Annotated in this window: 29 protein-coding genes; 17 read left to right on the forward strand and 12 right to left on the reverse strand. The window is 63.0% G+C overall.

Going from position 1 to position 26,225, the window contains the following annotated elements:
- Window positions 1-88 precede the first annotated feature (88 nt).
- The 5 genes from BUB53_RS10555 to BUB53_RS10575 all read left to right on the forward strand — a co-directional run bounded on the left by BUB53_RS10555 (window position 89) and on the right by BUB53_RS10575 (window position 5,162).
- Complete coding sequence (locus BUB53_RS10555; protein ID WP_073034731.1) at window positions 89-481, forward strand: cytidine deaminase; 393 nt, start codon at window positions 89-91, stop codon at window positions 479-481.
- Window positions 482-484: 3 nt separating this feature from the next.
- Entirely contained in the window at window positions 485-1,789 is a 1,305-nt protein-coding gene (locus BUB53_RS10560) for a thymidine phosphorylase (RefSeq protein WP_073034732.1), read from the forward strand.
- Entirely contained in the window at window positions 1,789-2,982 is a 1,194-nt protein-coding gene (locus BUB53_RS10565) for a phosphopentomutase (RefSeq protein ID WP_073034733.1), read from the forward strand. The genes BUB53_RS10560 and BUB53_RS10565 overlap by 1 nt, the downstream gene beginning before the upstream one ends.
- Window positions 2,983-3,062: 80 nt before the next feature.
- Window positions 3,063-3,695: a uracil phosphoribosyltransferase gene (upp, locus tag BUB53_RS10570; protein WP_073034734.1), complete on the forward strand. Its 633-nt coding sequence runs from the start codon at window positions 3,063-3,065 to the stop codon at window positions 3,693-3,695.
- Between the two features lie 66 nt (window positions 3,696-3,761).
- Window positions 3,762-5,162 (forward strand): SPOR domain-containing protein, encoded by a 1,401-nt coding sequence (locus tag BUB53_RS10575; RefSeq protein WP_073034735.1) that lies wholly within the window; start codon window positions 3,762-3,764, stop codon window positions 5,160-5,162.
- Between the two features lie 36 nt (window positions 5,163-5,198).
- Here BUB53_RS10575 and BUB53_RS10580 read toward each other — a convergent pair whose 3' ends face one another.
- Window positions 5,199-5,804, reverse strand: coding sequence for a flavin reductase family protein (locus tag BUB53_RS10580; RefSeq protein ID WP_073034736.1), 606 nt, complete (start codon window positions 5,802-5,804; stop codon window positions 5,199-5,201).
- 85 nt (window positions 5,805-5,889) lie between these two features.
- Between BUB53_RS10580 and BUB53_RS10585 the strand changes: the two genes are divergently transcribed.
- Window positions 5,890-6,375 (forward strand): GNAT family N-acetyltransferase, encoded by a 486-nt coding sequence (locus BUB53_RS10585; protein WP_073034737.1) that lies wholly within the window; start codon window positions 5,890-5,892, stop codon window positions 6,373-6,375.
- Window positions 6,376-6,430: 55 nt separating this feature from the next.
- Window positions 6,431-7,201, forward strand: coding sequence for an EcsC family protein (locus BUB53_RS10590; protein WP_073034738.1), 771 nt, complete (start codon window positions 6,431-6,433; stop codon window positions 7,199-7,201).
- A gap of 190 nt (window positions 7,202-7,391) precedes the next feature.
- On the opposite strand, the gene ptsP is transcribed toward BUB53_RS10590, so the two are convergent.
- The 5 genes from ptsP to BUB53_RS10615 all read right to left on the reverse strand — a co-directional run bounded on the left by ptsP (window position 7,392) and on the right by BUB53_RS10615 (window position 12,714).
- Window positions 7,392-9,635: a phosphoenolpyruvate--protein phosphotransferase gene (gene ptsP, locus BUB53_RS10595; protein WP_073034739.1), complete on the reverse strand. Its 2,244-nt coding sequence runs from the start codon at window positions 9,633-9,635 to the stop codon at window positions 7,392-7,394.
- Window positions 9,636-9,705: 70 nt separating this feature from the next.
- Complete coding sequence (locus BUB53_RS10600; protein WP_073034740.1) at window positions 9,706-10,944, reverse strand: aspartate kinase; 1,239 nt, start codon at window positions 10,942-10,944, stop codon at window positions 9,706-9,708.
- A 108-nt stretch (window positions 10,945-11,052) separates the two neighbouring features.
- Window positions 11,053-11,700, reverse strand: a complete 648-nt coding sequence (locus tag BUB53_RS10605; RefSeq protein WP_073034741.1) for an SDR family oxidoreductase — start codon at window positions 11,698-11,700, stop codon at window positions 11,053-11,055.
- Window positions 11,701-11,720: 20 nt separating this feature from the next.
- The gene (locus BUB53_RS10610; protein WP_073034742.1) at window positions 11,721-12,170 is read right to left on the reverse strand and encodes a DUF1178 family protein; all 450 of its coding nucleotides are present in this window, start codon (window positions 12,168-12,170) and stop codon (window positions 11,721-11,723) included.
- A 64-nt stretch (window positions 12,171-12,234) separates the two neighbouring features.
- Window positions 12,235-12,714, reverse strand: coding sequence for an NUDIX hydrolase (locus tag BUB53_RS10615; protein ID WP_073034743.1), 480 nt, complete (start codon window positions 12,712-12,714; stop codon window positions 12,235-12,237).
- A 228-nt stretch (window positions 12,715-12,942) separates the two neighbouring features.
- On the opposite strand from BUB53_RS10615, the gene BUB53_RS22755 reads away from it, so the two are divergent.
- Genes BUB53_RS22755 through bfr form a run of 5 tightly spaced genes read left to right on the forward strand, consistent with a single transcriptional unit; the run spans window position 12,943 to window position 14,474 of the window.
- Window positions 12,943-13,101, forward strand: a complete 159-nt coding sequence (locus BUB53_RS22755) for a hypothetical protein (RefSeq protein ID WP_159437812.1) — start codon at window positions 12,943-12,945, stop codon at window positions 13,099-13,101.
- The gene (gene hemP / locus BUB53_RS10620) at window positions 13,098-13,262 is read left to right on the forward strand and encodes a hemin uptake protein HemP (protein WP_073034744.1); all 165 of its coding nucleotides are present in this window, start codon (window positions 13,098-13,100) and stop codon (window positions 13,260-13,262) included. Before BUB53_RS22755 ends, hemP begins: the two co-directional genes overlap by 4 nt.
- Window positions 13,259-13,723 carry a hypothetical protein gene (locus BUB53_RS10625; protein WP_073034745.1) on the forward strand — a complete coding sequence of 155 codons (465 nt, stop codon included), beginning with the start codon at window positions 13,259-13,261 and terminating at the stop codon, window positions 13,721-13,723. The genes hemP and BUB53_RS10625 overlap by 4 nt, the downstream gene beginning before the upstream one ends.
- Before the next feature lie 21 nt (window positions 13,724-13,744).
- A complete protein-coding gene (locus BUB53_RS10630; protein ID WP_073034746.1) occupies window positions 13,745-14,038 on the forward strand; it encodes a (2Fe-2S)-binding protein in 294 nt (97 codons plus the stop codon).
- Window positions 13,986-14,474: a bacterioferritin gene (gene bfr, locus BUB53_RS10635; RefSeq protein ID WP_073034747.1), complete on the forward strand. Its 489-nt coding sequence runs from the start codon at window positions 13,986-13,988 to the stop codon at window positions 14,472-14,474. Before BUB53_RS10630 ends, bfr begins: the two co-directional genes overlap by 53 nt.
- 99 nt (window positions 14,475-14,573) lie before the next feature.
- On the opposite strand, the gene BUB53_RS10640 is transcribed toward bfr, so the two are convergent.
- The 5 genes from BUB53_RS10640 to BUB53_RS10660 form a co-directional block, all read right to left on the reverse strand.
- A complete protein-coding gene (locus BUB53_RS10640) occupies window positions 14,574-15,542 on the reverse strand; it encodes an ABC transporter ATP-binding protein (RefSeq protein WP_073034748.1) in 969 nt (322 codons plus the stop codon).
- Complete coding sequence (locus BUB53_RS10645; RefSeq protein ID WP_073034749.1) at window positions 15,539-16,507, reverse strand: ABC transporter ATP-binding protein; 969 nt, start codon at window positions 16,505-16,507, stop codon at window positions 15,539-15,541. The genes BUB53_RS10640 and BUB53_RS10645 overlap by 4 nt, the downstream gene beginning before the upstream one ends.
- The gene (locus BUB53_RS10650) at window positions 16,507-17,415 is read right to left on the reverse strand and encodes an ABC transporter permease (RefSeq protein ID WP_073034750.1); all 909 of its coding nucleotides are present in this window, start codon (window positions 17,413-17,415) and stop codon (window positions 16,507-16,509) included. Before BUB53_RS10650 ends, BUB53_RS10645 begins: the two co-directional genes overlap by 1 nt.
- A 1-nt stretch (window position 17,416) precedes the next feature.
- Window positions 17,417-18,403 carry an ABC transporter permease gene (locus BUB53_RS10655; RefSeq protein ID WP_073034751.1) on the reverse strand — a complete coding sequence of 329 codons (987 nt, stop codon included), beginning with the start codon at window positions 18,401-18,403 and terminating at the stop codon, window positions 17,417-17,419.
- 103 nt (window positions 18,404-18,506) lie between these two features.
- The gene (locus BUB53_RS10660; RefSeq protein WP_073034752.1) at window positions 18,507-20,045 is read right to left on the reverse strand and encodes an ABC transporter substrate-binding protein; all 1,539 of its coding nucleotides are present in this window, start codon (window positions 20,043-20,045) and stop codon (window positions 18,507-18,509) included.
- Window positions 20,046-20,359: 314 nt separating this feature from the next.
- On the opposite strand from BUB53_RS10660, the gene BUB53_RS10665 reads away from it, so the two are divergent.
- The 5 genes from BUB53_RS10665 (at window position 20,360) to BUB53_RS10685 (ending at window position 24,639) form a co-directional block, all read left to right on the forward strand.
- Window positions 20,360-21,190, forward strand: coding sequence for a hypothetical protein (locus BUB53_RS10665; RefSeq protein WP_073034753.1), 831 nt, complete (start codon window positions 20,360-20,362; stop codon window positions 21,188-21,190).
- Between the two features lie 5 nt (window positions 21,191-21,195).
- On the forward strand, window positions 21,196-21,855 hold the full coding sequence (locus BUB53_RS10670) for a Fe2+-dependent dioxygenase (protein ID WP_073034754.1): 660 nt from the start codon (window positions 21,196-21,198) through the stop codon (window positions 21,853-21,855).
- Between the two features lie 55 nt (window positions 21,856-21,910).
- Entirely contained in the window at window positions 21,911-22,291 is a 381-nt protein-coding gene (locus BUB53_RS10675; RefSeq protein WP_073034755.1) for a DUF6746 family protein, read from the forward strand.
- Between the two features lie 109 nt (window positions 22,292-22,400).
- Window positions 22,401-24,068: an ABC transporter permease gene (locus tag BUB53_RS10680; RefSeq protein ID WP_073034756.1), complete on the forward strand. Its 1,668-nt coding sequence runs from the start codon at window positions 22,401-22,403 to the stop codon at window positions 24,066-24,068.
- 88 nt (window positions 24,069-24,156) lie between these two features.
- Window positions 24,157-24,639 (forward strand): thioesterase family protein, encoded by a 483-nt coding sequence (locus BUB53_RS10685; protein ID WP_073034757.1) that lies wholly within the window; start codon window positions 24,157-24,159, stop codon window positions 24,637-24,639.
- Between the two features lie 15 nt (window positions 24,640-24,654).
- Here BUB53_RS10685 and gatB read toward each other — a convergent pair whose 3' ends face one another.
- Window positions 24,655-26,163, reverse strand: a complete 1,509-nt coding sequence (gene gatB, locus BUB53_RS10690) for an Asp-tRNA(Asn)/Glu-tRNA(Gln) amidotransferase subunit GatB (protein WP_073034758.1) — start codon at window positions 26,161-26,163, stop codon at window positions 24,655-24,657.
- Window positions 26,164-26,225 lie beyond the last annotated feature (62 nt).

Genomic DNA, 26,225 nt, shown 5'->3' on the forward strand with positions numbered 1-26,225 from the left:
ATACATGGACAACTTGCATCCTGCGATCGTCAGACGCAATGTTAAACCCGGTTTGCGGTCTCGCCGCGGATGAAGCAGGGAACAGCCAATGACATTGATCGAGCATGCCCGCGCTGTGCGTGACAATGCCCATGCCCCGTATTCGGGGTTCAAGGTTGGGGCGGCGGTGCGTGCTGCCTCGGGGGAAATCTATGTCGGGTGCAATGTCGAAAACGCATCCTATCCCGAGGGCACCTGTGCCGAGGCGGGAGCCGTTGCCGCCATGGTTGCCGCGGGAGAAACGGTGCTGACCGAAGTGGCAATCATTGCGGACAGCCCCGAACCCGTCCGGCCTTGCGGTGGCTGCCGCCAGCGACTGGCGGAATTCGGAAATCCGGATTTACCGGTGATCATGGCAGCGGTGAACGGTCGGCAGATTACCGCGACGCTGGAAGAGCTGCTGCCCGGCGCCTTCGCCTCGACCAGCTTGCCGCGGGGCTGAGAGATGGACGCGCGCACGATCATCGCCAGGGTCCGTGATCGCCATACACCTGCGCCGGACGAATTGACATGGTTCGCTCGGGGATTGGCCGATGGTCATGTCAGCGATGCACAGGCCGGGGCCTTTGCCATGGCGGTTTTGCTGAACGGTTTGGGAGAAGAGGGGCGTGTCGCGCTGACACTGGCCATGCGCGACAGCGGAACGGTTCTGCACTGGGAGTGCGACGGCCCGGTGATCGACAAGCATTCGACGGGCGGAGTGGGCGATTGCGTCAGTTTGGTGCTGGCTCCCGCCCTTGCCGCCTGCGGGGCTTTCGTGCCGATGATCTCGGGCCGGGGGTTAGGGCATACCGGCGGTACGCTCGACAAGATGGAAGCAATTCCAGGGATCACGGTCGATCTGGACGAGGCGCGTTTTCGGCATGTGGTTTCGCAGGCGGGCTGCGCGATTGTCAGCGCCAGTGCCCATATGGCCCCGGCGGACCGGCGGCTTTACGCGGTGCGCGATGTGACGGCGACGGTGGAAAGCCTTGATCTGATCACCGCTTCGATCCTGTCCAAGAAACTGGCGGCAGGGCTGCAAGGGCTTGTTCTGGATGTCAAAACAGGCTCGGGCGCGTTCATGAAGCACACGCAGGATGCGCGGGCATTGGCCGCGGCGCTGGTGGATGTGGCCAATGCCGCCGGATGCAGGACAAGCGCCATGATCACCGATATGAACCAACCATTGGCCCCGGCGCTTGGCAATGCGCTTGAGGTGTCCGAGGCGATGCGCGTGTTGACGGGGCAGGCGGCTGGCCCGCTCGCCGATCTCAGCATCGAACTTGGCGGTCAGGCGTTGTTTCTGGGCGAGGCGGTTGCAACGGAGGAGGAGGGGAGGGCCCGGATTGCTTCGGTTCTTTCCGACGGTCGCGCTGCTGAACGTTTTGGCCGGATGGTGGCGGCCATGGATGGGCCCACGCGCTTTGTCGAAGACTGGGCACGCTTGTTGCCCGAGGCCACGGTGATCCGCGATCTGCCCGCCCCGCGTGCCGGGTATGTCGCTGCGATGGATGGAGAAGCTATGGGGCTGGCGGTGATCGGTCTCGGTGGCGGACGGCAGGTTGAAAGTGACCGTGTCGATCCTGCTGTCGGGTTGGACAAGGTCGTGCCGCTCGGAACGCAGGTTGCCGGGGGCGAGCCGTTGCTGCGCATCCATGCCGCCCGCCCCGAGCAGGCCGACAGGGTCGCTGAGCGCTTGATGGCGGCGATTACGATCACCGATGAAAAACCCGAAACGCGATCACTGATCCACGAAAGGCTGGGCTGATGCCTCGCGCGTTTCTGGTTGTGATGGATTCAGTTGGCATCGGCGGGGCGCCGGATGCCGGGGAGTTTTTCAATAGCGAAAAACCCGATACCGGCGCGAATACCGTGGGTCATATCGCACAATCCTGTCCGCATGGGTTGCATATGCCGGTTTTGGACGGGCTGGGGCTGGGGGCGGCAATCAGGTTGGCCTCGGGGCTCGATGCGCCGGGGCTTGGGAGCATACCGCAGGGCTTGTGGGGATGTGCCACCGAGGTCTCGCAGGGCAAGGACACGCCCTCGGGGCATTGGGAACTGGCGGGGGTGCCCGTGCCTTGGGAGTGGCATTATTTTCCCGATACGATACCGGCCTTTCCCGACGATCTGGTCAGGGCAGTCATGCAGGCCGCCGGTGTGGCGGGTATCCTTGGCAATTGCCATGCCTCGGGCACCGAGATCATCGCACGGCTTGGCCCCGAGCATCTGCGCAGCGGCTGGCCGATCTGCTATACCTCGGCTGACAGCGTGTTCCAGATCGCGGCGCATGAACAGGTTTTCGGGCTGGAGCGTCTTCTGCACCTCTGTCGCACGGTTGCGCCGGTTCTGCACCGGATGCGGGTGGGCCGCGTGATTGCCCGGCCCTTTACCGGAGACGCCGAAAGCGGTTTTGTCCGCACCGCCAACCGCCGGGATTTCGCCGTCCCTCCGCCCGTCCCGACCTTGTGCGACTGGGTGCAGGATGCCGGGCGCAGGGTGCATGCCATTGGAAAGATTGGCGATATTTTCTCGATGCAGGGAATTGACGATGTTGCAAAGGGCTCGGATGCCGAGCTTATGGAGCATCTGTTCAGGGCGGTGGACCATGCCGAGGAGGGCAGCCTGACCTTCGCCAATTTTGTCGAGTTCGACAGCCTTTATGGCCATCGCCGGGATGTCGAAGGCTATGCAAAGGCTCTGGAGTGGTTCGATCGCCAGATCGGTGCGCTCTTGCCGCGTTTGAGGAAAGACGACCTGTTGCTGCTGACGGCCGATCACGGCAACGATCCCACATGGCCGGGTACGGATCACACGCGCGAACGCGTTCCGGTTCTGGTGGCCGGATATGGTGCGGGCGAGATCGGAAAGGTGCGCTTTGCCGATGTCGGGGCCAGTGTTGCGGCGCATCTGGGGGTGCCCGCACAAGGGCCAGGACGCAGTTTCCTGCCGGTGCGGTAAGGCGTATGACCGTTGCCCTTGCGCCCGCTTTCTGAGATGACAGGACAGGAACGCAGCACGCGCCAGAAAGGTACCCGCCGATGAAACAGCATCTGACCGTCGTCACCCATCCGCTTGTGCAGCACAAGCTGACCATCATGCGAGAAAAGGCGACGTCGACGGCGGTGTTTCGTCAGCTTCTGCGCGAGATCAGTCAGTTGCTCGCATATGAGGTCACCTACGAGCTGGAAATGACCACGCGCCGCATCGACACCCCGTTGCAGGAAATGGATGCGCCTGTTCTGGCCGGGCGCAAACTGGCGCTGATCTCGATCCTGCGGGCGGGGAACGGGCTGTTGGACGGCATGCTGGAACTGATCCCCTCGGCGCGGGTCGGGTTTGTGGGACTTTATCGGGATGAGAAAACGCTCAAACCCGTGCAATATTACTACAAGGTGCCGGAGCATCTGGACGAGCGCATGGTGATTGTCGTCGATCCGATGCTGGCCACGGGCAATTCTTCGGCCGCGGCGATCGATCTGCTCAAGCAATCGGGGGCGAAACATATCCGCTTTCTGTGTCTTCTGGCCGCGCCCGAAGGAGTTGCGCGGATGAAGGAGGCGCATCCCGATGTCCCCATTGTCACGGCCGCCCTGGATGAGCGTCTGAACGAGCATGGATATATCGTGCCGGGACTAGGGGATGCGGGTGATCGCATGTATGGCACTAAATAAGCGATAAACTGTTTACTCGCTGGCACAAATCAGGCACTCTGCCCCCGACTGTCTCAGGGGGCAAGTATGAGAGTGAAAAGAGTTCTGGCGATTGCGGTGATCGCGGCCTCTTACGGTATCGGGTTCGGTCAGACCCAGGCCTTGGCCGATCAACAGGTTCCTGCTGAATTTCCGCCGGCATCGTACACTGGTCGGCAATATGTCGACAGCAACGGATGCGTGTTCATCCGGGCGGGGATCGACGGAAACGTATCATGGGTGCCCCGGATGTCACGGGGACGCAAGGTGCTTTGCGGCTTCCAGCCGACGCTGGCCCCTGCCAAGACGGCCAAAACCGTTGCGCCGACCGCCGAGACCGTTCGCAAGAAACCTGTCGCGCAGGCGCAATCGACACCCAAGCCGACGACGCCCAAAACCGTGCGAAATACCAAGGTGCAAACGGCTCCGGCACGCAAGGTTCGGGTCGTGAAACCGGCGCCGACGGTGGCGGCATCCACCAAAACCGTGAAAACGCCAGCACGGACCGTTCGGGTCGTTCCTGCCGAAACGACAGGGGCCTCTGCCTGTCAGGGTGGGTCCGCAGTGTCCAGCCGATATATGGGAAGCGGGGATGTGCGTTGTGGGCCGCAGACCGCGCCGCATGTGACATATGTTCAGGGTGGCGGCGGTTCCGGTGTCAGCACCCGTCCTGTCCGCGTGATCCGTCAGAGTGCGGCCACCTCTGCGACGCCGGTATATACGGCACCGCATTATACCTCACCGCGCAGCTATGCCACGGTGCCGCGCTCGGCTTCGATGGCGCAGCAACGGGTTCGGATCGCCCCGCGCCATGTCTATGAGGAACAGCAAAAGGCCCGAGGCACCTATATTCCTCAAGGCTACACGAAAGTATGGGACGATGACCGCCTGAATCCCTATCGCGCGCATCAGACGCTGGAAGGCAAGGCGCAGATGGAGGTTGCCTGGTCCAGTACGGTGCCACGGTATCTGATCAACAAAACGACCGGGCGCGATATAACGTATAAATATCCCGGTTTGCGCTACCCTTACACCAGTTTCGAAGAACAGCGCGCGGCAGGGGTCACCATCTCGACCCGAGGACAGGTGGTGTCCGATCCGGTGCGTGTCGTTCGTTCTGAACGCCGCGTGAAGGCCCAGCCGGTCAAGCGCAAGGCCGTCCCGGCACAAGCGGTTGTCTCGACCCGCTCGGCGGCTTCGGCAACCGTGCCGCAGGCGGCCAGCCACCGCTATGTGCATGTCGGCGCCTTTGCCGATCCCACGCATGCCCACCGCGCGGCGGAACGGATCGCGAACCGTGGATTGCCTGCGCGTTTGTCCAAAGTCACCCGCGATGGCACGACCTACACAGTGATCCGCACCGGGCCGTTCCGCACCCAATCGGATCTGCAAACGGCCTTGCGCCGGGTGCGAAGTGCGGGGTTTTCCGGGGCAGTTCCGCGCAAGTGAACATTGTTTCTATTAAAATATTATGAAGCGGTCGGTTTATTCGTCCGGCCGCTTCAGGCTGAAGGCTTCTCGCACGACGGTGTAATCCCGATATCCCATCCGTGACAGCGGGTTGAAGGACAACACGTCGAACCTGCCGTCCTTCAGGCAATCGTCGCGCATATGGACGCCTGTGACTTCGCCGAAAACCGTGAAATTCGCCTCACCGGGCAGTTGCACGATCTGCGTCAGTTTGCATTCCAGGTTGGCCGGGGCAGCGGCGACGCGGGCGCAGGCGATGGTTTCGCATTCGGCCCTGGTCAGCCCGGCCTTTACGAATTCATCTGTCTCCTTGTCCCATGGGCCCGAGCTTTGGTTCATGGCGTCGCACATCGCGTATTCCACGATGTTGACGCAGAACACGCCGGTTTCGCGGATATTGGCAACGCTGTCCTTGGTGTCGCCGCGATCTTCTTTCGCTCCGGTCGAGGCGAACATGACCTGAGGCGGCACATAGGCGACGGCGTTGAAAAACGAATAGGGCGCCAGATTGTCCCGACCATCAGCGCCACGAGTCGAGATCCAGCCGATGGGGCGTGGCGTGACGATTGCGTTGAATGGGTTATGCGGTAATCCGTGACCGTCCTGCGGTTTGTAAAACATTGCGCGCCTCTTTGTTTTCCGGGTTTGTGCAAGACCTAGCGCCGTGCTACGCGCAATTCCAGCCGATTTCGCAAGGAGTTGCAGGGTGTTCGAGTTGCGCCCCGAAACAGAAGAGGACTGGTGGGAGGTCGAGGCGCTGTACGATCTGTGCTTTGCGCCGGGGCGAGAGGCCTTGTCGTCCTACCGTTTGCGCGACGGGGTGCCGCCGGTGCGGGGCCTCAGCCTTGTGGCGCGCGATGGCAACGGGATTCTTGCTGCGGCGATCCGGTTCTGGCCGGTTCGGATCGGAGCGGTTCAGGCGTTGTTGCTGGGGCCGGTGGCCGTTCACCCCACCCGGCAGGGTGAGGGGTTGGGCGGTTGGTTGATCCGCGAAAGCCTCGATCTGGCGGCCCGGCAGGGTTGGGACAGGGTGCTGCTGGTCGGGGATGCGCCGTATTACGGGCGGTTCGGGTTCCGGCGGCTCGTCGGGGTTGAAATGCCGCCGCCCACCAACCCTGACCGTGTGCTGGGGATCGCGTTGACGCCGGATGCGTGGCAAGGGGTGGGTGGCAAGGTCACGCGCATCGCTTGAAATCGGCGGGGGGCTATACGATCTTCTGTATATGTGGCCGGAGGGAGCGTGCGACATGGAAATCATTGAAAATCAAATAGATGCCGGTGAGGTTTCGGCGCGGCTGGATGCCTTGGCCGCACGTCATGCGCGGGCGTCAAATGCCGGGATTCAATTGCTCAACCTGATCGGCGGGCAGGCCGAAGGGCTGCTGGATCGCTTGCCTTCGGCGATACGGGGCCGGTTGAACGAGGCGACCGAGCAGGCGCTGGTCAACGCGATGGAGGTGGCGCATCGCTCGCGCGGGGTGGTGGGGGAGAGCCCCGGCTGGATGACCCGCGTCGTGACCACGGCCATGGGCGCGGCGGGTGGCTGGGGCGGGTTGCCCACGGCCATGGCCGAACTGCCGGTGACCACAACCGTCTTGCTGCGCGCCATACAGGACGTGGCGATTGAACATGGATTTTCCCCACAGGAACAAGGTGTTAGATTCGACTGCGTGCAGGTCTTCGCCGCTGCCGGACCGCTGGAGCACGATGACGGGGCCGACATTGCCTTTCTCAGTACGCGGGTTGCGGTGACCGGGGCGACGGTCAATGGGCTGATCGCGCGGGTGGCCCCGCGGCTGGCCACTGTGCTGGGCCAGAAACTGGCGGCGCAGACAGTGCCGGTACTGGGCGCAGCGGCGGGGGCGGCGACGAATTACGCCTATACCAGCTATTACCAGCAAATGGCGCATGTGCATTTCGGGCTGCGGCGACTGGCGATCGAGGCGGACCGGGACTATGCCGATCTGGTCGAGGATTTCCGCAAACGGATCGGGCGGAGAACGCCGCGCCGGGGCTGATCCGGGCGAATCGGCTGTAAGCCTTTGGTTAACAAGAAAAACCGCAATCGGCATCGCGTCGGTATGACGTCGGTATTGCGTCGGTGCGGATGTCGGAAAATGGCCGGATTAACAGGGCGTGCGATGAATTTCGTACAAAAGCCACCCCTGTTTCGTACGAAGCGCCGAAACGGATTGGCCGGTTCCGAAGTTACAGCTTGCCGCGCAGGTACTCCATCACCGCCGGGCGCACGGACTGGTCGCCGCGCGCGCTGGCGTCGTCGATGACGGTGCGCAATTCGGTCAGGTCGGTGCGGCGCAGGATGGATTTCACCGGCCCGATCGAGGCGGGGCGCATCGACAGGGAGCGAATTCCGATGGCCGCCAGGCAGGCGGCTTCGATCGGGCGGCCCGCATCCTCGCCACAGAAGCTGAGCCGGGTGTCGGTGACCGCACAGCGTTGCACGATATTTTCAAGGAAGTTCAGGAAGCTGACATTCAGCGTGTCATAGCGGCGGCGCACCAGTTCGTTCTCACGGTCGGCGGCGAAGAAAAACTGTTTCAGGTCGTTGCCGCCAATCGAGAGGAAATCGACCTCGCGATAAAAACTGTCCGGGGCGAAGGCCAGCGACGGCGTTTCCAGCATGGCGCCCACTTCAAGGCTTTCGGGCAGCGGGTGGCCGAGGATGCGTTCGCGTTCGAGCGCCTTGTCCATCTCGGCGCGGGCGGCGGTGAATTCCTCGCGCTGCGCGACGAAGGGGAACATGATGGTCAGCGACCGGCCCGCCGCGGCGCGGATCAGCGCCTGAAGCTGCATACGCATGACGCCGGGTTTATCCAGGCCCACACGCACCGCGCGCCAGCCAAGGGCGGGGTTGGGCTCGTCCACGGCCTTCATGTAGGGCAGAACTTTGTCCGAACCGATGTCGAGCGTGCGGAACACCACGCGCATGTCCCCGGCGGCGTCCATGACGCGGGCGTAAAGCTCGCTCAGTTCGGCGCGCTTGGGCATGTGATTGCGGATCAGGAACTGCAATTCCGTGCGGAACAGGCCCACGCCTTCGGCCCCCGAGCTTTTGAGGCTGGGCAGGTCGGCCATCAGGCCGGCGTTCATCTTGAGCGTGATGCGCTGACCGCAGAGGGTTTCGGCGGGTTTGTCGCGGATCGAGGCATAGCGTTCCTGCGCCTGCGCCTGCATCGCCATCTTGTCACGAAAGGCGCTGACCACGGTATCGTCGGGGCGCAGGTGCACCGCGCCCTGATCGCCATCGACAAGGATATGATCGCCGTTGAGCGCCTCGGTGGTGATCCGCGAGGCGTGGATAACCAGCGGAATGGCCAGCGCGCGGGCGACAATGGCGGCATGGCTGCCGACCGAGCCTTCCTCGAGCACGATGCCCTTGAGCGCGCGGCCATAATCGAGCAATTCGGCGGGCCCGATATTGCGCGCGATCAGGATCGGGTCGGCGGGCATGTCGGCGCCGGTCAGGGTGCCCTGTCCGGTCAGGATGCGCAGCAGCCGGTTGCTGAGATCGTCGAGATCGTGCAGGCGGTCGCGCAGGTAGGCATCGCTGACCTGCCCCATGCGGGCGCGTGCGGTGGATTGTTCCTTTTCGACGGCGGCCTCGGCGGAAAGGCCGCGGCTGATGTCTTCTTCCATCCGGCGCAGCCAGCCCTTGGAGTTGGCGAACATGCGGTAGGCTTCGAGAACCTGCAACTGATCCTTGTCGCCGCTTGCCGCGTTCGACAGCATCCGGTCCACGCCGATGCGCAGTTCGTCCACGGATTCGCGCAGGCGTTCCAGTTCGCGATGCGGATCGTCGGCAATGGGGTTGGTGACCACGACGCGCGGTTCGTGCAGCCAGACATGGCCCTGCGCCGCGCCTTCCTGCCCGCCGGTGCCGCGAAACAGCACGGGTTGCTGGTGACGGGCGGACATGGCCGCGCCTTCGCCGACGAAGGCCCCCAGTTCGGCCATTTCGGCGATGACCATGGCGACGACTTCGAGGGCATATATCTCGTCGTCGGAATAGGAGCGGGCGTCCTTGGATTGCACTACCAGAACGCCCAGCATTTCGCCAAGCCGCTGGATCGGCACCCCGAGAAAGGCCGAATAGGCCTCTTCCCCGGTTTCGGGCATGTAACGGAAGCCGCGCGTGCCGGGGGCGTCATCGGTGTTGATAATCTTGCCGGTGCGGGCCACCCGGCCCACAAGGCCTTCGCCCAGTTTCATGCGGGTTTCGTGGACTGCGCCGGGATTCAGGCCCTCGGTGGCGCAGAGTTCCAGCGTGTCTTCATCGCGAAACAGGTAGATCGAGCACACCTCGGTGCGCATTTCCTCGGCGATCAGCGTCGTGATTTTGTCCAGCCGCTGCTGGCCGGCGGCGTCTTCGGCCATGACGGCGCGAAGGCGGCCCAGCATCTGGCGGCTGTCGGTCTCGAAGTCCTGCGTCATTGCAATGTGCCGTCCCTGGGGCGTTGCGGTGTGTCTGGCCCCTTATTCGGTCCGGCAAAAAGTGCCGCGTTCAGGCCGCTTTGTCCAATTCGAAGGCATCATGCAGTGCCTGAACGGCAAGTTCCATGTATTTCCGGTCGATCAGGACGGAAATTTTAATCTCGGAAGTTGCAATGACCTTGATGTTCACACCTTCATCGCTGAGCGTCTTGAACATCTTGGCGGCGACGCCCGACTGGCTGCGCATGCCGATGCCCACGGCAGAGACCTTGGCCACATTGGTGTCGGCGACCAGATCGTGATAGTTGATGTCGCCGCGCGCTTTGGCGTCCGCAAGGGCCTTTTCGGCGCGCAGCACCTGATCGGTGGGGCAGGAAAAGGTCATGTCGGTGCGGCCCTCTTCCGAGATGTTCTGCACGATCATGTCCACGTTGACGCCCGCATCGGACAGCGGGCCGAAGATGGCGGCGGCGATCCCGGGGCGGTCGGCGACCGAGATGAGGGTCATCTTCGCCTCGTCGCGCGAATAGGCGATGCCGCTGACGACATTTGATTCCATGATTTCCTCCTCGGCGCAGACCAGCGTGCCTGCGTCGTCTGACTGTTCCTCGAAACTGCTGAGCACGCGCAGTTTGACATTATAGCGCATGGCCAGTTCCACAGAACGGGTTTGCAGCACCTTGGCCCCGAGCGAGGCCAGTTCCAGCATTTCCTCGAACGCGATGCGGTCCAGCTTGCGCGCCTTGCCGGAAATGCGCGGATCGGTGGTATAGACGCCGTCCACATCGGTGTAGATGTCGCAGCGTTCGGCAGCGAAGGCGGCGGCAAAGGCGACGGCAGTGGTGTCCGAACCGCCCCGGCCGAGCGTGGTGATCCGGCCTTCGGGGCTGATGCCCTGAAAGCCCGCCACGACAGCGACGCGCATGCCTTCGCCGAACTTGGCGTTGATGTTGTCGGTGGGAATTTCCTCGATCCGGGCGGCGGAATGGGTCGAGGTGGTTTTCACCGGCACCTGCCAGCCCTGCCAGCTGCGCGCCGGTACGTCCATTTCCTGAAGGGTCAGCGCCATCAGCCCCGCGGTGACGTTTTCGCCCGAGCTGACGATGGCGTCGTATTCGCGCGCATCGTAAAGCGGCGAGGTTTCGCTGACGTACCCCACCAGCTTGTTGGTCTCGCCGGACATGGCCGAGACGATGACGATGACGTCATAGCCCCTGGCCACCTCGACGCCCACGCGTTTGGCGGCACGGCGGATGCGGTCAGGCGTGGCGACGGAGGTGCCGCCGAATTTCATCACGAGAACGGGCATATCTGCGTCCCTGTCAGCAATCGCAGGCGGTTTACGCGGGGTTGCGGGCGAGGGCAAGAGCGACAATGCGGCTCAGCCGTCCTGGCATGCGGTTTCGTGCGGTGCAGATCAAAACGGGTGATCGTGCCCGTCCCATGTCTGGAAACAGCCCGTGGTGGCGGGGCCGAGCGCATCGAAGCGTTCGATCAGGCCACCGGCGGCCTCGTCCGCCGTGATATCGGCCGCGTCCCCGCCCATATCCGTGCGCACCCAGCCGGGGTGATAGATGCCCACGGCGATGCCGTCGGGTTTCAGGTCGACCGACAGGTTGCGCCCCAGATTCAGCGCCGCCGCCTTGGAGGCGCGGTAGATATAGCTGCCGCCCGGTGCGCGTTCGTCGCTGGCCATCTGACTGGAGATGATCGCCACCCTGGCGCCGGGCGCGGCCCTGAGATTGGGCAGCAGCGCCTGAATGGTCAGGAACACGCCGGTCACGTTGGTGGCAAAGGTATCGGCCCATATCTGCGCCGGGTAGCCATCGGACAGGCTCTGGCCCTTGTCGGCATAAACGCCGGCATTGCAGATCAGAAGATCGACGGCCCGCCCGTCAAGCTGCCGGGCAAAGGCGGCCACACTGCCGGGGTCGGTGACATCGAGCGCGGCCAGGTCGCCATCGGTGCTGCGGGAGGTGCCGGTCACGTCATGGCCCGCCGCGCGATAGCGTGTCAGAAGGGCCTGTCCGATGCCGCGATTGGCTCCGGTGATCACGATATGCATGGGCGGTATCCTTTCGGGACTCAGTTGGATTTGCGGCCCGGCATGAACGGCAGCGGGGTGATGGGCACGCCGTCCTCGATCAGCTTGCGAGCCTCGTCGGGTTTGGCTTCGCCGTGAATCGAGCGTTCGGGCGACTCGCCGCTGTGCATGCGACGGGCCTCTCTGGCGAAGTTGGTGCCGACATATTCGGAGTTCTTTTCGATCTGCTTGCGCATTTCGGCCAGAGCCTGCTCGGCGGGATTGGCCGGGGCACTGAGCGGGCGATCCTGTTCGGGAGGCTGCTCCGCCTTGTCCGCCTTCGAGCGGCTGTCGGCCACGCGCGGGGCCATGATGCCTTTTTCGACCTGCGTCGAACCGCAGACCGCGCAGGAAATCATTCCCGCGGCCTGTAGTTTCTCGAAGGCGGCAGAGGACTGGAACCAGCTGTCGAAGCGATGACCCCGGTCACATTTGAGGGAAAACTGAATCATGCGTGTACCAGAAATATATCGTCCGAAATTATGTCCTTAACCGTGAACGTCAAGATGGAGGCCTTCATTTGCGCGTGAGGTGCCGGGGATCGAAATGTCGCAGGATTTCAGCCAGTTCCGGTTCAGCGACACGGGTGGCGGCCTTTTTCGGGCGCAGCCATTTCCGATTGCGCTGCCCGATCTCGGGATAGGATTTGGCCAGCGATTTGACCCGGACCGGGAACACCAGCCCGATACAGGGCAGGGGCTGATCGGGATCGGTGAGCTTGGTGTAGGAAAACATGCCGATACACTGGTCGGAGTGTTTCCCCTGAACGCCGGCCTCTTCCCAGGCTTCGATCAGGGCGCATTCGCCGGGGGTTTTGCCGGTCATCGGCCAGCCTTTGGGGATGATCCATCGGCCCGAGTTGCGCGTGGTGACCAGCAGGATCTCGGGCTTGTCCTTGCGGATGCGATAGCACAACGCCGCGAATTGTGTGCGCAGCTCGGTCTTGCTGCGCATTCGCAAGGTGATCGGCATCTGCCTCCGCGTGTGAAGGGTCATGCTGGCCTTTCTGCTGTTGGGCCGGGTTCCATTCGCTTCAGTATAGGGCAGAGCGGCCCGGCATGGCCAGACAAGGATGGGGTTGCGAAGGGGAAATCTGCCGCCCATAAGTCTTAGTAAAAGAATCGGAATTGACAATGCTGAGTAATTTTGTCAGCTTTGACTCGCCCAGCCACCCCTTCCGGGCCAGCCGGCACCCTTATCTGTCCAGAGACATGGAGCATTGGCATGGTTCTTTTCGATTCTTTCCATTCACCGCCGCCACGCGAAAGTGCGGCTGAACGCGCGCAATGGCGCAAGGAAATCATGGCGACCGCCTTTCAGGGGGGCGTTACCAGCGATTACTGGCTTGAGGCATTGCTGGATCGTGTGGAGGTGGGCCGATGATCCGTGCTCAGACCTCGGCGCAACCCGAGTTGCTGCCCGATCCCACCTGCCATGACGCCCGCGACCTGACCAAGGGCGGGACAACGGCCAGCATCGTGCTGGATGGCAAGATTTACACGTTGCGCATCACCCGCGCCGGCAAGCTGATCCTGACGAAATGAAACACGATCGCGAAATGGTGGGGGCCTTTCCGGTGGCCGCCATGGACCGTCTGCCCGGAGCCGAGGCGCTGGTGGTGCGGTGCCTGCGCGGCTGGAGCGATGGCCCGGAGGCCGTGATGGCCCTGCTGACCCCGGCCCTTGGTCCGGTCAAGGCGCGGGCCTGTTTGCGGGCCCTGGGCGATGTGATGACCATCGTGCTGCGCCATGGCCGCAGGCCGATGATCCGCCATGGGGCGCGCTGCTCGTGCGTTGGCTCGGACGAGGCGATTTTCGCGCATTTCGTCATGGTCGCCGCCATGGGGGAGCGTGAAGACGCGATGCTGATCGCATCCCTGCTGGTGGACGGGCCGTTATTGTTGCCGATGACCGAGGCGGCCCGGCAGGCCGGACTATACCTGTATCAGGCGGGGTTGCGGCAGGAGCGGGCGTTTCCCGAACCGGCCAGCGTGACCCGGCATTAATCAAGGAGGCAAGGAAAAGGCATGATCGTTTGTCACTGCATGTCGATCCGGGACAGCGACATTCGCCGCGCGGTGGACTGGATGCGCGCGGCGGACCCGCAGGTTCTGATCACACCGGGAAAAGTGTATCGCGCACTCGGCAAAAAGGCGGATTGCGGAGGGTGCCTGCCGCATTTCATTGACACGCTGCGCGAATGTGACAGTTTTGAAGTACCGATGCAATTGCGCGGCCTGCGCCGTGCCGTGACACAGGGAGACGATCATGAAGGGCGACGAGAAGGTTATCGAGTATCTCAACAAGGCGCTGCGAAGTGAACTGACGGCGGTCAGCCAGTATTGGCTGCATTACCGCCTGCAAGAGGATTGGGGCTATGGCAAGATTGCCAGCAAGAGCCGCGAGGAAAGCATCGAGGAGATGCATCACGCCGACAAGCTGATCGAGCGGATCATCTTTCTGGGCGGGCATCCCAACCTGCAAAAGCTGGACCCGTTGCGCATCGGGGAAACCCTGCGCGAAACGCTGGAGGCCGATCTGGCCGCCGAGCACGAGGCGCGCAATCTGTATATCGAGGCGCGTCAGCATTGCGACAGCGTGAACGATTACGTGTCGAAAAACCTGTTCGAAGAGCTGATCGCCGATGAGGAAGGGCATATCGACTTCCTCGAGACGCAGATCGAGCTGCACGAGACGCTTGGCGCGGAGCGGTATGGCCTGCTGAATGCGTCATCGGCGGACGAGGCCGAGGACTGAACCGGAGAGAGGGCGGGGGCGCTGCCCCCGTCGCCGCACGCGGCGACTCCCCCGGAGTATTTTTTCGAAAGATGAAGCAGGCGGGCCGGGTGGTCCGCCTTACTCGGCGAAGTGGCAGGCGGCCTGTGTGCCGTTGTCCAGTGTGCGCAGTTTCGGGCGTTCGGAGCGGCAGCGCGCCTCGGCCATGGGGCAGCGCGGGGCGAAGGGGCAGCCGGGCGGCGGATTGACCGGATCGGGCAGTTCGCCCGGCGTGCGCGGCTTGTCGAAGGAGCCGCCTTCGAGCTTGGGGATCGCATCGAGCAGGAGGCGGGTATAGGGATGCTTGGGGGTCTCGAAGATGGTTTCGGCCTCGGCCAGTTCCATCATCGCGCCCAGATACATCACCGCGACACGGCTGCCGAAATGTTCCACGACGCTCAGGTCGTGGGTGATGAACAGATAGGTCAGCCCGCGCTCGGCCTGGAGATCGGTCAGAAGGTTCAGGATCTGCGCCTGGATCGAGACATCGAGCGCCGAGATCGGCTCATCCGCGACGATGAAGGCCGGGTTGGTCACCAGCGCGCGGGCGATGGCGATGCGCTGACGCTGGCCGCCGGAAAACTCGTGCGGAAGGCGGCGCTGCCAGGACGGATCGCAGCCGGTGGCGGCCAGTACGTCCTCGACCTGCTGGCGGACTTCGGAGGTCGATTTCTCGGGCATCAGGTGACGGATCGGTTCGGCCAGTGTCTCGAACACGTTGCGGCGCGGATTGAGCGAGGCGTAGGGATTCTGGAACACCATCTGCATGTCGCGGCGGATGGGTTTGCGCGTGGTCTCGTCCATGCCGTCGATGCGCTGGCCCTTGAAATAGATCTCGCCTGCCGAGGGCTCGAGCAGGCCCATGATGGCGCGCCCGAGGGTGGTCTTGCCACAGCCCGATTCGCCCACCACGCAGAAGCTTTCGCCCGGCTGAATGGCCACGTCCACGCCGTTGAGCGCGTGCAGCATCGGCTTTTCGCGGCTCAGAAAGTGGGTCGGCAACGGAAAGCGGACTTCGAGCCCCTTGGTTTCGACGATCGGGCCGGTCATTGGACCTCCTCGGCTGTATTGAGGGGGTGGAAGCAGGCGACCCTGCCGTCAAGCTGCGGGATTTCGGCCTTGCAGCGTTCGGTGGCACGCTCGCAGCGCGGGTGATAGGCGCAGCCCGTGGGCAGGGCGGTGATCGGCGGCATGGAGCCGGGAATCTGATAAAGCCGCGTCCCGCGCCCGGCATTCTGCGGCAGCGCCTTGAGCAGGCCGGAGGTGTAGGGATGCGTGGGTGCGTCGATGATCTGTCGTGTGGGGCCGGTTTCGACGCATTTGCCCGCATACATGATCATCAGCTTTTCGGTCACTTCGGCCACGACGCCCAGATCGTGGGTGATCAGGATCAGCGCCACGTCGTTTTCGCGGCAGAGTTTCAGGATCAGGGCCATGATCTCGGCCTGAATGGTCACGTCGAGCGCGGTGGTGGGTTCGTCCGCGATGATCAGTTCGGGATCGGTCAGCAGGGCGATGGCGATGACCACGCGCTGACGCAAACCGCCCGAGAGTTCGTGCGGATAGGCCTCCATGCGCGATTCGGCCGAGGGGATGGCGACCTGTTTCAGGCCTTCGATACATAGCTTGCGGGCCTCGGCGTCGGAAATTCGGCGATGGGCGCGCAGGGTTTCCATCATCTGCGTGCCGATGGTCAGCACCGGGTTCAGCGTGACCATCGGGTCCTGAAAGATCATCGAAATCCGGTTGCCCCGGATGCCGCGAATGTCGCGTTCGCTGAGGTCCAGCAGGTTTTCGCCATGGAATGTGACCGAGCCCCGGCTGACGCGGCCGGGTTCGGCGATCAGGTTGAGGATGGCGAAGGCCAGCATGGATTTCCCGGCGCCGGATTCGCCGACGACGCCGAGGCGTTCGCCCTTTTCCAGCGTCAGGTCGACACCGCGCAGGGCCTCGACCTCGGTTTTCTTGCCTTTGGGAAAGGCGACATGCAGGTCGCGTACTTCGAGCATGGCCATCAGTCGTCCCCCCGCCGCAGTTTCGGATTGAGCACATCGCGCAGCCAGTCGCCCAGCAGGTTCAGCGCGAGGATCAGCGCCACCAGCACGATGGCCGGGTAGAAGGTGATCCACCACGAGCCGGAAAAGATGAACTCGAACCCCGAGCGGATCAGCGAGCCGAGCGAGGGGCGGTCCACCGGCATGCCAAGGCCGAGGAAGGACAGCGAAGCCTCGATCATGATCGCCTCGGCCACCTGGAGGGTCGAGATCACCAGCACCGGCGTCAGCGTATTGGGCAGGATATGGCCCCACATGATCTTGCGCGCGGGCAGGCCGATGACGCGGGCGGCATCGACATATTCTTTTTTCTTCTCGCCCAGAACCGAAGAGCGCACGGTGCGCGCGAATTTCGGCCATTCGGCGATGCCGATCACGAGGATCAGCATGATGATCGCGTAATCGGCATAAACATTGGCGTCAAAGGCCGCCTGGAACAGCGCCAGCGCGATAATGGCCATCATCAGGGTGGACAGCGACAACTGGATATCGGCCAGCCGCATCAGGAAACTGTCGACCCAACCGCCTTTGTATCCGGCGATCAGGCCCAGAGAGACGCCGAGCACGCCTTGCACCACCACCGCGCCGATGCCGATCAGCAGTGAAATGCCGGTGCCGTACATGATGGTGGAAAGAACCCCGCGCCCCTGCGCGTCGGTGCCCAGCCAGAAGCGCTCGTCGCCGCCCGGTTGCCAGGACGGGGGCAGTTCGCTGTCCATGATGTCGAGCTGCATCAGGTCATAGGGGTTTTGCGGAGCGATCAGCGGCGCGAACAGCGCCATCAGCACCAGAACCAGAAGAACGATCCCCGCCCCGATGGCGACCGGATCGGACAGGAAGCGTTTGATGAATCCCTTGAGCGATATCATGTCAGCCTTTCGCCCCCGGCAGTTTCACCATCGGATTGATGAGTGTGTAGACAAAATCGACGATCGTGTTCACCACCACGAAGATCAGTCCGACGATGATGATGTAGGCGATGATCAGAGGTGTATCGACGCGGTTGACCGCCTCGAGAAACAGAAAGCCCATGCCGGGCCACTGGAACACGGTTTCGGTCAGGATGGTGTAGGCGATCAGCGTGCCGATCATCAGCCCGCCCACGGTGACCACCGGCAAGAGCGTGTTGCGGAAGGCATGGACATAGCGCACGCGGCGCGTGGGCAGGCCCTTGGCGCGGGCGAAACGGACATAGTCGGTGCCCATGGCCTCCATCATCTCGGCGCGGATCAGGCGGATGAACAGCGGCAGCATGATCGAGCTGAGGGTGACCGACGGCAGGATCAGGTGGGTGATCCCGTCCCATGTGAGGAAGCCGGTATCCCAGCCCCAGGGCAGTTCATAGGTATCGCCACGCCCGAAGGCGGGCAGCCAGCCCAGTTCGACGCCAAACAGCCACACCATCGCGATGGCGGTCAGGAAGACGGGCACCGAAATGCCGACGATCGAGCCGGTCATGATGATGCGCGCGAGCCAGGATTCGCGGTTGATCGCACAGTATATGCCGGCGGGGATCGACAGCGACACAAAGATGAACACCGCGCCGAGGACCAGCTCGAACGTGGCGGGGAACTTGTCGAGGATCACCGAAAGCGCCGGGCGCTTGAAGAAATAGGACGTGCCGAGATCGCCTTGCAGGGCGTTGCCCAGAAAGCGGGTGTATTGCACGAAGAACGGATCGTTGAGCCCGAGGTTGTCGCGAAGGGCCTCGCGTTCCTGTTCGCTGACGGACTGGCCCACCAGTTCGCGCAGCGGATCGCCGAGATTGTCCTGAATGGAAAACCCGATGATCGAGATGACGAACATCACGATCACGGCCTGAATGGCGCGGCGAATGAGAAAGGCGATGATATGCATTAGCTTCGGAAGGTCTCCGTGGCCCGCGCCCCGGTCTGAGGCCGGGACACGGTGCGTATTTTAGAGACGGGCCGACAACTTGCCGGCCCGTGCTTTTGGCTGATTATTCCTCGATCACCAGATCGCCCAGATAGGGGAAGTTCATGACGTTCACGACGTCTTCGATCATCACGCCCGTGCGTGCGCCCCAGGCCAGGTCCTGCCAGTGGAGGGGGATGAACGCGGCCTCGTTATAGAGGATTTCCTCGACCCGCTGGAGTTGCTCGGCGCGTTTTGCCGCGTCGGTTTCCGTCAGCGAGGCGACGGTCAGTTCGTCCACTTCGGCGTTCGAGTAGTTGCCCGAGTTGTACTGACCGCGGCCGGTGTCGGTGTTCGGGGTCATGGTCAGGAACTCGTTGAAGTTGGCCGAATCCTCGGTATCCGCATGCCAGCCGAGCATCAGGATATCGGCGGCGCGCTCGTCGAACTTGGGCCAGTATTGTGCCTTGGGCATGGTGGTCAGGTCGATCTTGACGTTGATCTTGGCCAGCATCGCCGCAGCCGCTTCGCAGATCTTGAAATCATTCACGTAGCGGTTGTTGGGGCACATCATCGTGGCCGAGAACCCGTCGGCATATCCGGCCTCTTCCATCAGGGCCTGCGCCTTGGCGACGTCGAAGCGTGGGGTGAGGTTCGGGTTATGGCCGACATAGCCCTCGGGCGATTGCTGTGCCGCGACGGTGCCGAAGCCCTTCATGATCTTCTGAACGATGCCTTCGTTGTTGATCGCATAGGCCATCGCCAGGCGCACCTTGGGATCGGCCAGGGCTTCGTTGCGCTCCTGGTTCAGCTGAAGCGTGATGATTCGCGTGCCGGTCATGGTCACCAGCTTGGTGTTGTCATCGTTTTCGATCCGCTCCAGATCGGTGGGCGGAACCGGTGCGATGAAATCCACGTCGCCCGACAGAAGGGCGGCGACACGCGTCGGTGCTTCCTTGATCGGGGTCAGGATTGCGGTTTGCACATTGCCGGGGCTGTCGGCATCCCAGTAATCGGCGTTCCGCTCGAACACGACTTTCACGCCCTGTTCGCGCTCGGCTACGATGAAGGGGCCGGTGCCCGACACGTTCTGGCTGGCAAAGCTGTCGCCGTGCTTGGTGATCTCGGCGCCGCCGTCCTCGTAGAAATCCTTGTCCATCGGGAAGACATAGGTGGCGGTGTGCAGAACCAGCGGGCTGGGGCCGTCTGTCTTGATTTCGACGGTGGTGTCGTCGACCGCGGTCGCCGACACCCAGCTTGCGAAGATGCCCTTGAAGTCGGGCGAGGTTTTCAGGCGTTCGATGGTCCAGACCACGTCTTCGGCGGTCATCGGGTTGCCCGAGTGGAACGTGACGCCTTCGCGCAGCTTGAAGCGCATGGTGGTGTCGTCCACCCGTTCCCAACTGGCGGCAAGGCGGGGATCAAAGTCCAGTTCCTTGTTCCAGCGGATCAGCGGATCAAAGACCATGTGCGACAGTTGCAGCGTACCGCCCGACAGCTGTTCATGCGGGTCGAGCGAGACCGGGTCGGCGTCATACGCGAAGTTCAGCGTCTGCGCCGGGGCCATGACGGTCGTGCCCAGCACGATCGCGGCGGCGGTTGCGAGATTGCGTAGTGTTTTCATTGGATCACTCCCTGTTAGGTAAGGGGCCGGCGGCAAATGCGCCTGCCAGACCCTGAGCATGTCGTGAAACTGTCGCGATTCTGGGCGCAAGTAAAGGTGATATGCCGTAGCGTCACCTTCGGTGGTGCTTCTAAAGTCGTTTATTTCCAGAAAGTTGAGGTAAATTTGATCGAAAGGTCAATGGCTTGCCCCGTGTCGGCAGGGTGTCGTGACGTCGCATTGACTTTAACTGATAAAATATATCAGGAATGCAGGGCGGGCTCAGCCGAACGCAGGGGCGACCCTTTTGAAGCTCATTCAGCACGAGGACCATTATGGCAGAAGACACTGACAAACCACGCCGGGTCGTGATCGTTCGGCGCAACCTGACGCTTGGCGCGATGGCTGCGGCCATGGCCGGGTCGGCGGTGCATGCCGCAGCAGTGACGCCGCTGACGACCGATACACCGGGCTGGCACCAGAAGGCCGCAGGTGAGGGCGAAGGAGAAGGCGAGGGTGAAGGCGAAGGCGGTGCCGCCGTGCTGGACCCCGATGTGCGTTTTCTGCGTGACCTGTCGTTCATCGAAGGCCATTTGCGCGCGGGGCTTGCGCTGTATCGCGCGGGTGATCTCGAAGCAGCCAAGACCCATATGGGCCACCCCATCAAGGAAAAATACGATGCCGTGGCCGAACGCGTTCAGGCCGAGGGGCGGGGCGAGTTGAAGGCGCAGATCATCGCTCTGGCGGATGCCGCCGAGGCCGGGAAAGACACCGCCGAGCTCGCGGCGCAGTTCGATCTGATCCAGGTGATGATCGACGAGATGCGCGGCGCATCGGCTCCGAAAAAGCAGATCATGGGGCTGATCGCGCTGACCCGGATTGCCGGGGACGAATACACCGTCGCGACCGAAGACGGTTCGATCACCAACCTGCACGAATATCAGGACAGCTGGGGTTTCATGCAGGTCGTTGCCGACGAGGTGGATGCGCTGACCGCATCGGGCGATGCGACAGTTGCGGGCGTTGCGGACAAGCTCAAGGGCTATGTCGCCGCCACGGACGAGGTGTTCGGCGATTTGCAGGGGCAGGGCGATTTCAGCCTCGATTCCGGTGTGCTTTACGGTGCGGCGGCCCGTATGGAACTGGCTGCGGCGAGGTTGAAATAACACCGATGATCATGGTGATCGGGAACGTTCTGGACCGGCACGAACTGGCCGCGTTGCGCGAGGCTGCAAGCGATTTGTCTTTCGAGGACGGCAAGGCCACCGCCGGGCGCTATGCGCGCGACGTGAAATCGAACCTGCAGGCCTGCCCGTCAGACGAACTGGAGGCCGTGCTGGATACCGTGCGCGGCAAGCTGATGGCGAACGAACTGTTCACCTCGGTCGCGCGTCCGCGCAACTTTGCCCGGCTGTTGCTGTCGCGCTATGGCCCCGGCATGGAATACGGGCTGCATGTGGATGATCCGATCATGAAAGGGCAGCGCACGGACCTGTCCTTTACCCTGCCGCTGAGCGATGCGGATGAGTATGACGGCGGCGGGCTGGTTATTGACGATCCCATCGAGGAACGGGTGATCCGGCTGAATGCGGGCGATGTGGTGGTTTACCCCACCTCGGCGCTGCACCGGGTCGAATCCGTGACGCGCGGCGAACGCATGGCCGTGGTGGGCTGGGTCACGAGCTGGGTGCGCGATGCGGCCCGGCGTGAGGTGCTGCACGATCTGGACGTCGCGGCGCGCGCGATTTTTGAAGATCAGGGAAAAACCCCGGCGTTTGACCGGGTTTTCAAGGCAAAAAGCAACCTGACGCGCATGTGGGCGGATGACTGATCCGGCCCGGATGATGTGAACGGCAGCCAGCAACACGGATAAACAAGGACGAACGATGAAACACTCCGTCAAGATTCTGACCACCGCCATGGCCATCGTGCTGGGCTGTCTGACACAGGCCAAGGCCGAAGAAGGCGTGTCGCATTACGAGGCGCTGCCCTCGGAAACTCTGGCCGAAGCTGTCGAGAATTTCGTGACCTATAATAACAAGGTGCAGGAGGTTCTGGCGCGCGAGACGCTGAGCGTGGCGGACATGGAGGAAATCCACCAGTTCACCTATACGCTGGAAACCGCGCTGGCCAAAATCAACGAGGAACTCGGCGCCCTGCCCGTGGTTCTGGAAGAGGTTCACCTGGCCTCGGAAAGCGACAACCCGGCGCGCCTGCGGGCCGTGGCCGAGGTGTATCTTGAACAGGCCGAGGTTCTGGATCGCTGAGCGTTATCGAGCATCCGGGCGCAGGTGTCGCACGGTTTTTGTCGGGATTGGGCTGGTGCAGGGCTGCGATTTATGGCAGCCATGCGCCTGACCTAGGAGAGGCCTCTGAATGTCCGAACGCCTGCTGCATCGTCTTGCCTGGATCGTCGTGATCGCCTGTATCGCCCCCATTCTGGCGGCGGGGCTGGCGGCGTTCACGGGCGATCTGGAAACATGGCGCACGGTTCTGGCCTCGGTTCTGCCGCGCTATACCCGGACCACGCTGGCGCTGGTCGCCATTGTCGGTATTTCGACGGCCGTTCTGGGCAGTATCACCGCGTGGCTGGTTACGGTCTATCGCTTCCCTGGTGCGCGCTGGCTCGAGGTGGCGCTGGCGCTGCCGCTGGCCTTTCCGGCTTATGTGCTGGCCTATGCCTATACCTCGCTGCTGGATCATCCCGGCCCGGTTCAGACCCTGCTGCGCGAGGTCACGGGCTGGGGGCCGCGCGATTACTGGTTTCCCGAAATTCGCAGCCTTGGCGGCGCGGCGCTGATGCTGACCATCGTGCTGTATCCTTATGTCTATCTGCTGGCGCGGGCGTCGTTCCGGCAGCAATCGTCGAACGCGTTTCTGGTGGCGCGCACATTGGGGCGCTCGCCGATGCGGGCCTTCATGCGGGTGGCCTTGCCGATGGCGCGGCCAGCCATTGCCGGGGGCGCGTTGCTGGCGGTGATGGAAACTATTGCCGACTATGGCACCGTGGCGTTTTTCAACGTGCAGACCTTTGCCACCGGCATCTATCAGGCGTGGTTCAGCCTGGGCGACAGGGCGGCGGCGGCGCAGCTTTCGCTGTGCCTGCTGAGTTTCGCCCTGCTGCTGGCGGGGCTGGAGCGGGCGCAACGCGGCAAGGCGCGCACGGCGGGCCGTGGCGCGCGCTTTGAAACCATGGAAAAGCCTGTGCTGAAGGGCGGCGCGGGTGTGTTGGCGATGCTGGTCTGCCTGCTGCCGGTGCTGTTGGGCTTTATCATTCCGGTCATCATGCTGGGCGTCATGGCGGTGGGCTCGGGGCAGAACCTGTTCGACAGCCGCTATCTGACACTTATGCAGAACTCGGTCACGCTGGCGGGGGTGGCGGCGGTGCTGACGGTGATCGGCGCGGTGCTGATCAGTTTTCGCGCCCGCACGCGCCCCGAGCGCCGCTCGCGCCTGATGGTGATCGCGGCGGGGCTGGGCTATGCGGTGCCCGGCGGCGTGATCGCGGTGGGGTTGATGGTGCCGATGGCGGCGCTGGACAATTTGATCGACGATCTGACCGAGGCCTGGTTCGGCCACGGCACCGGGCTTTTGATCACCGGGTCGATCTGGTTGATGATCGTGGCGTATTTCGTGCGTTTCATGGCGGCGGCACTGAATGCCTATGACAGCGGCATGGCCACGGTGCCCGCGCATTACGACGCGATTGGCCGCTCACTGGGCCAGCCGGGGCCGCGTCTGCTCTGGCGGGTGCACCTGCCGGTGGCGCGCACCAGCGTTCTGACCGCGCTGTTGATTGTCTTTGTCGACGTGATGAAGGAATTGCCCGCCACGCTGATCCTGCACCCGTTCAATTTCCAGACGCTGGCGGTGCAGGCGCATCGGCTGGCCTCGGACGAGCGCCTGACCGAGGCGGCGGTGCCATCGCTGGTGCTGGTGGCGTTCGGGCTGGTCCCGGTGGCGCTGCTCTGCCGGACGCTTGGCCGTGATGCCGGCACGGGGCGGCGCAGTGCGCGGATGGGCACCGCGATCAGCGCGGGCTGAAAACGGCGGCACGCAGCGGGGGCGGCAGTTTACTTCCTGCTTGTCACCGGCCATAAGGACGCCCGTTTAACCAAGCAGAGTATCGCCCATGTCGCAGCCCGCGCCGTTCATGTCATCCCTTCTGGAGATCGAGGAGGGGTGGATCGATTTCAACAATCACCTGAACATGGGCTATTACACGGTGCTGTTCGACCGGGCCGCCGATCAGGCGTTCGATAGCCTCGGTTTCGGGCCCGACTATGTGGCCAGCCGCAACCACACGACCTTTGCGGCGGAATTCCACATTCGCTACCTGCGCGAGCTCAAGCTGGGCGACCGGGTGCGCGCCTCGTTCTGGCTGATCGAGCATGACGACAGGAAATTCCACGGTTTTCAGGAACTTTACCACGAAGACGGCTGGCTGGCCGCGACGGGTGAGGGGATGACCCTGCATGTGGACCTGTCCGGCCCCAGGGTGGTGCCCATGCCCGAGGATATTCATGCGCGCGTCGCAGCCATGGCGGCGGAGCATGCCAAATTGCCCCGCCCCGAGGGCGTGGGGGCGCAGATTGGCCTGCGCCGCAAACGGTAAGGGAATGCCGGGGCCTTACAGCCCCAGCTTTTGCGCGATGATTTCGTTCACGGCCTTCGGGTTGGCCTTGCCGCCGGTGGCCTTCATCACCTGACCGACGAACCAGCCCGCGAGTTTCGGGTTCACCTTGGCCTTTTCCACCTGCGCGGGATTGTCGGCGATGATCTGATCCACCGCCGCCTCGATCGCGCCGGTATCGGTGACCTGCTTCATGCCGCGCTCTTCCACGATCTTGTCCGGGGCCTCGCCGGTTTCGATGTGAATTTCCAGCACGTCCTTGGCGATCTTGGTCGAAATCTCGTCCTTGCCGACCATCGCCAGAATCGCGGCGTTGGCCTCGGGCGAGGCGATCTGACGGGGGCCGACCTCGGCCTTGTTGGCGCGGCCCAGAACCTCGTTGATGATCCAGTTCGCGGTGCGTTTACCGTCGCCGCCGGCGGCGGATTCCTCGAAATAATGCGCCAGTTCGACATCCGCTGTCAGGACGCTGGCGTCGTATTCCGTGACGCCGTATTCAGTCACGAAACGTGCCTTCTTTTCGTCGGGCAGTTCCGGCAGGGTGGCGGCGATGCCGTCCACCCACTCCTGCTCGATCTCCAGCGGCAACAGGTCGGGATCGGGGAAATAGCGGTAATCATGCGCCTCTTCCTTGGAGCGCATGGAACGGGTTTCGCCCTTGTCGGGGTCATAGAGGCGGGTTTCCTGAACCACCTCGCCGCCACCTTCGACAATCTGGATCTGGCGGCGCGCCTCGTATTCGATGGCGGCCTGGATGAAGCGCATCGAGTTCATGTTCTTGATCTCGCAGCGGGTGCCCAGATGGCTGAAATCCTGCGTTTCCATGTATTTTTCATAGGCACCGGGGCGGCAGATCGACACGTTCACATCGGCGCGCAGGTTGCCGTTCTGCATGTTGCCGTCGCAGGTGCCCAGATAGCGCAGGATCTGGCGCAGCTTGGTGACATAGGCGGCGGCCTCTTCGGGGCCGCGGATATCGGGGCGGCTGACGATTTCCATCAGCGCCACGCCGGTGCGGTTCAGGTCCACGAAGGACATGGCCGGGTCCATGTCGTGGATCGACTTGCCCGCATCCTGTTCGACATGGATACGTTCGATCCGCACCTTGCGGGCGATGCCGGGCTCCATGTCCACAAGGATTTCGCCCTCGCCGACCAGCGGATGATAGAGCTGCGAAATCTGGTAGCCCTGCGGCAGGTCGGGATAGAAATAATTCTTGCGGTCGAACGCCGACACCAGGTTGATTTCCGCCTTCAGGCCCAGCCCGGTGCGCACGGCCTGTTCGATGCAGTATTCGTTGATGACCGGCAGCATGCCGGGCATGGCGGCATCCACGAAGGACACGTTCGAGTTGGGCTCGGCCCCGAATTGGGTCGAGGCGCCGGAGAACAGCTTGGCGTTCGAGGATACCTGAGCGTGCACCTCCATGCCGATGACCAGTTCCCAGTCATGTTTCGCCCCGGCGATCACCTTGGGTTTGGGCGGCTCGAAAGTCAGGTCCAGCATGTCTGATGCCTCCATCGGTCGTGACGCAGGCGTTCTAGGCCAGTCGCGGGACGTGGGCAAGG

It is taken from the genome of Roseovarius pacificus (genome assembly GCF_900142665.1).
In the GTDB taxonomy this organism is placed as follows: domain Bacteria; phylum Pseudomonadota; class Alphaproteobacteria; order Rhodobacterales; family Rhodobacteraceae; genus Roseovarius; species Roseovarius pacificus.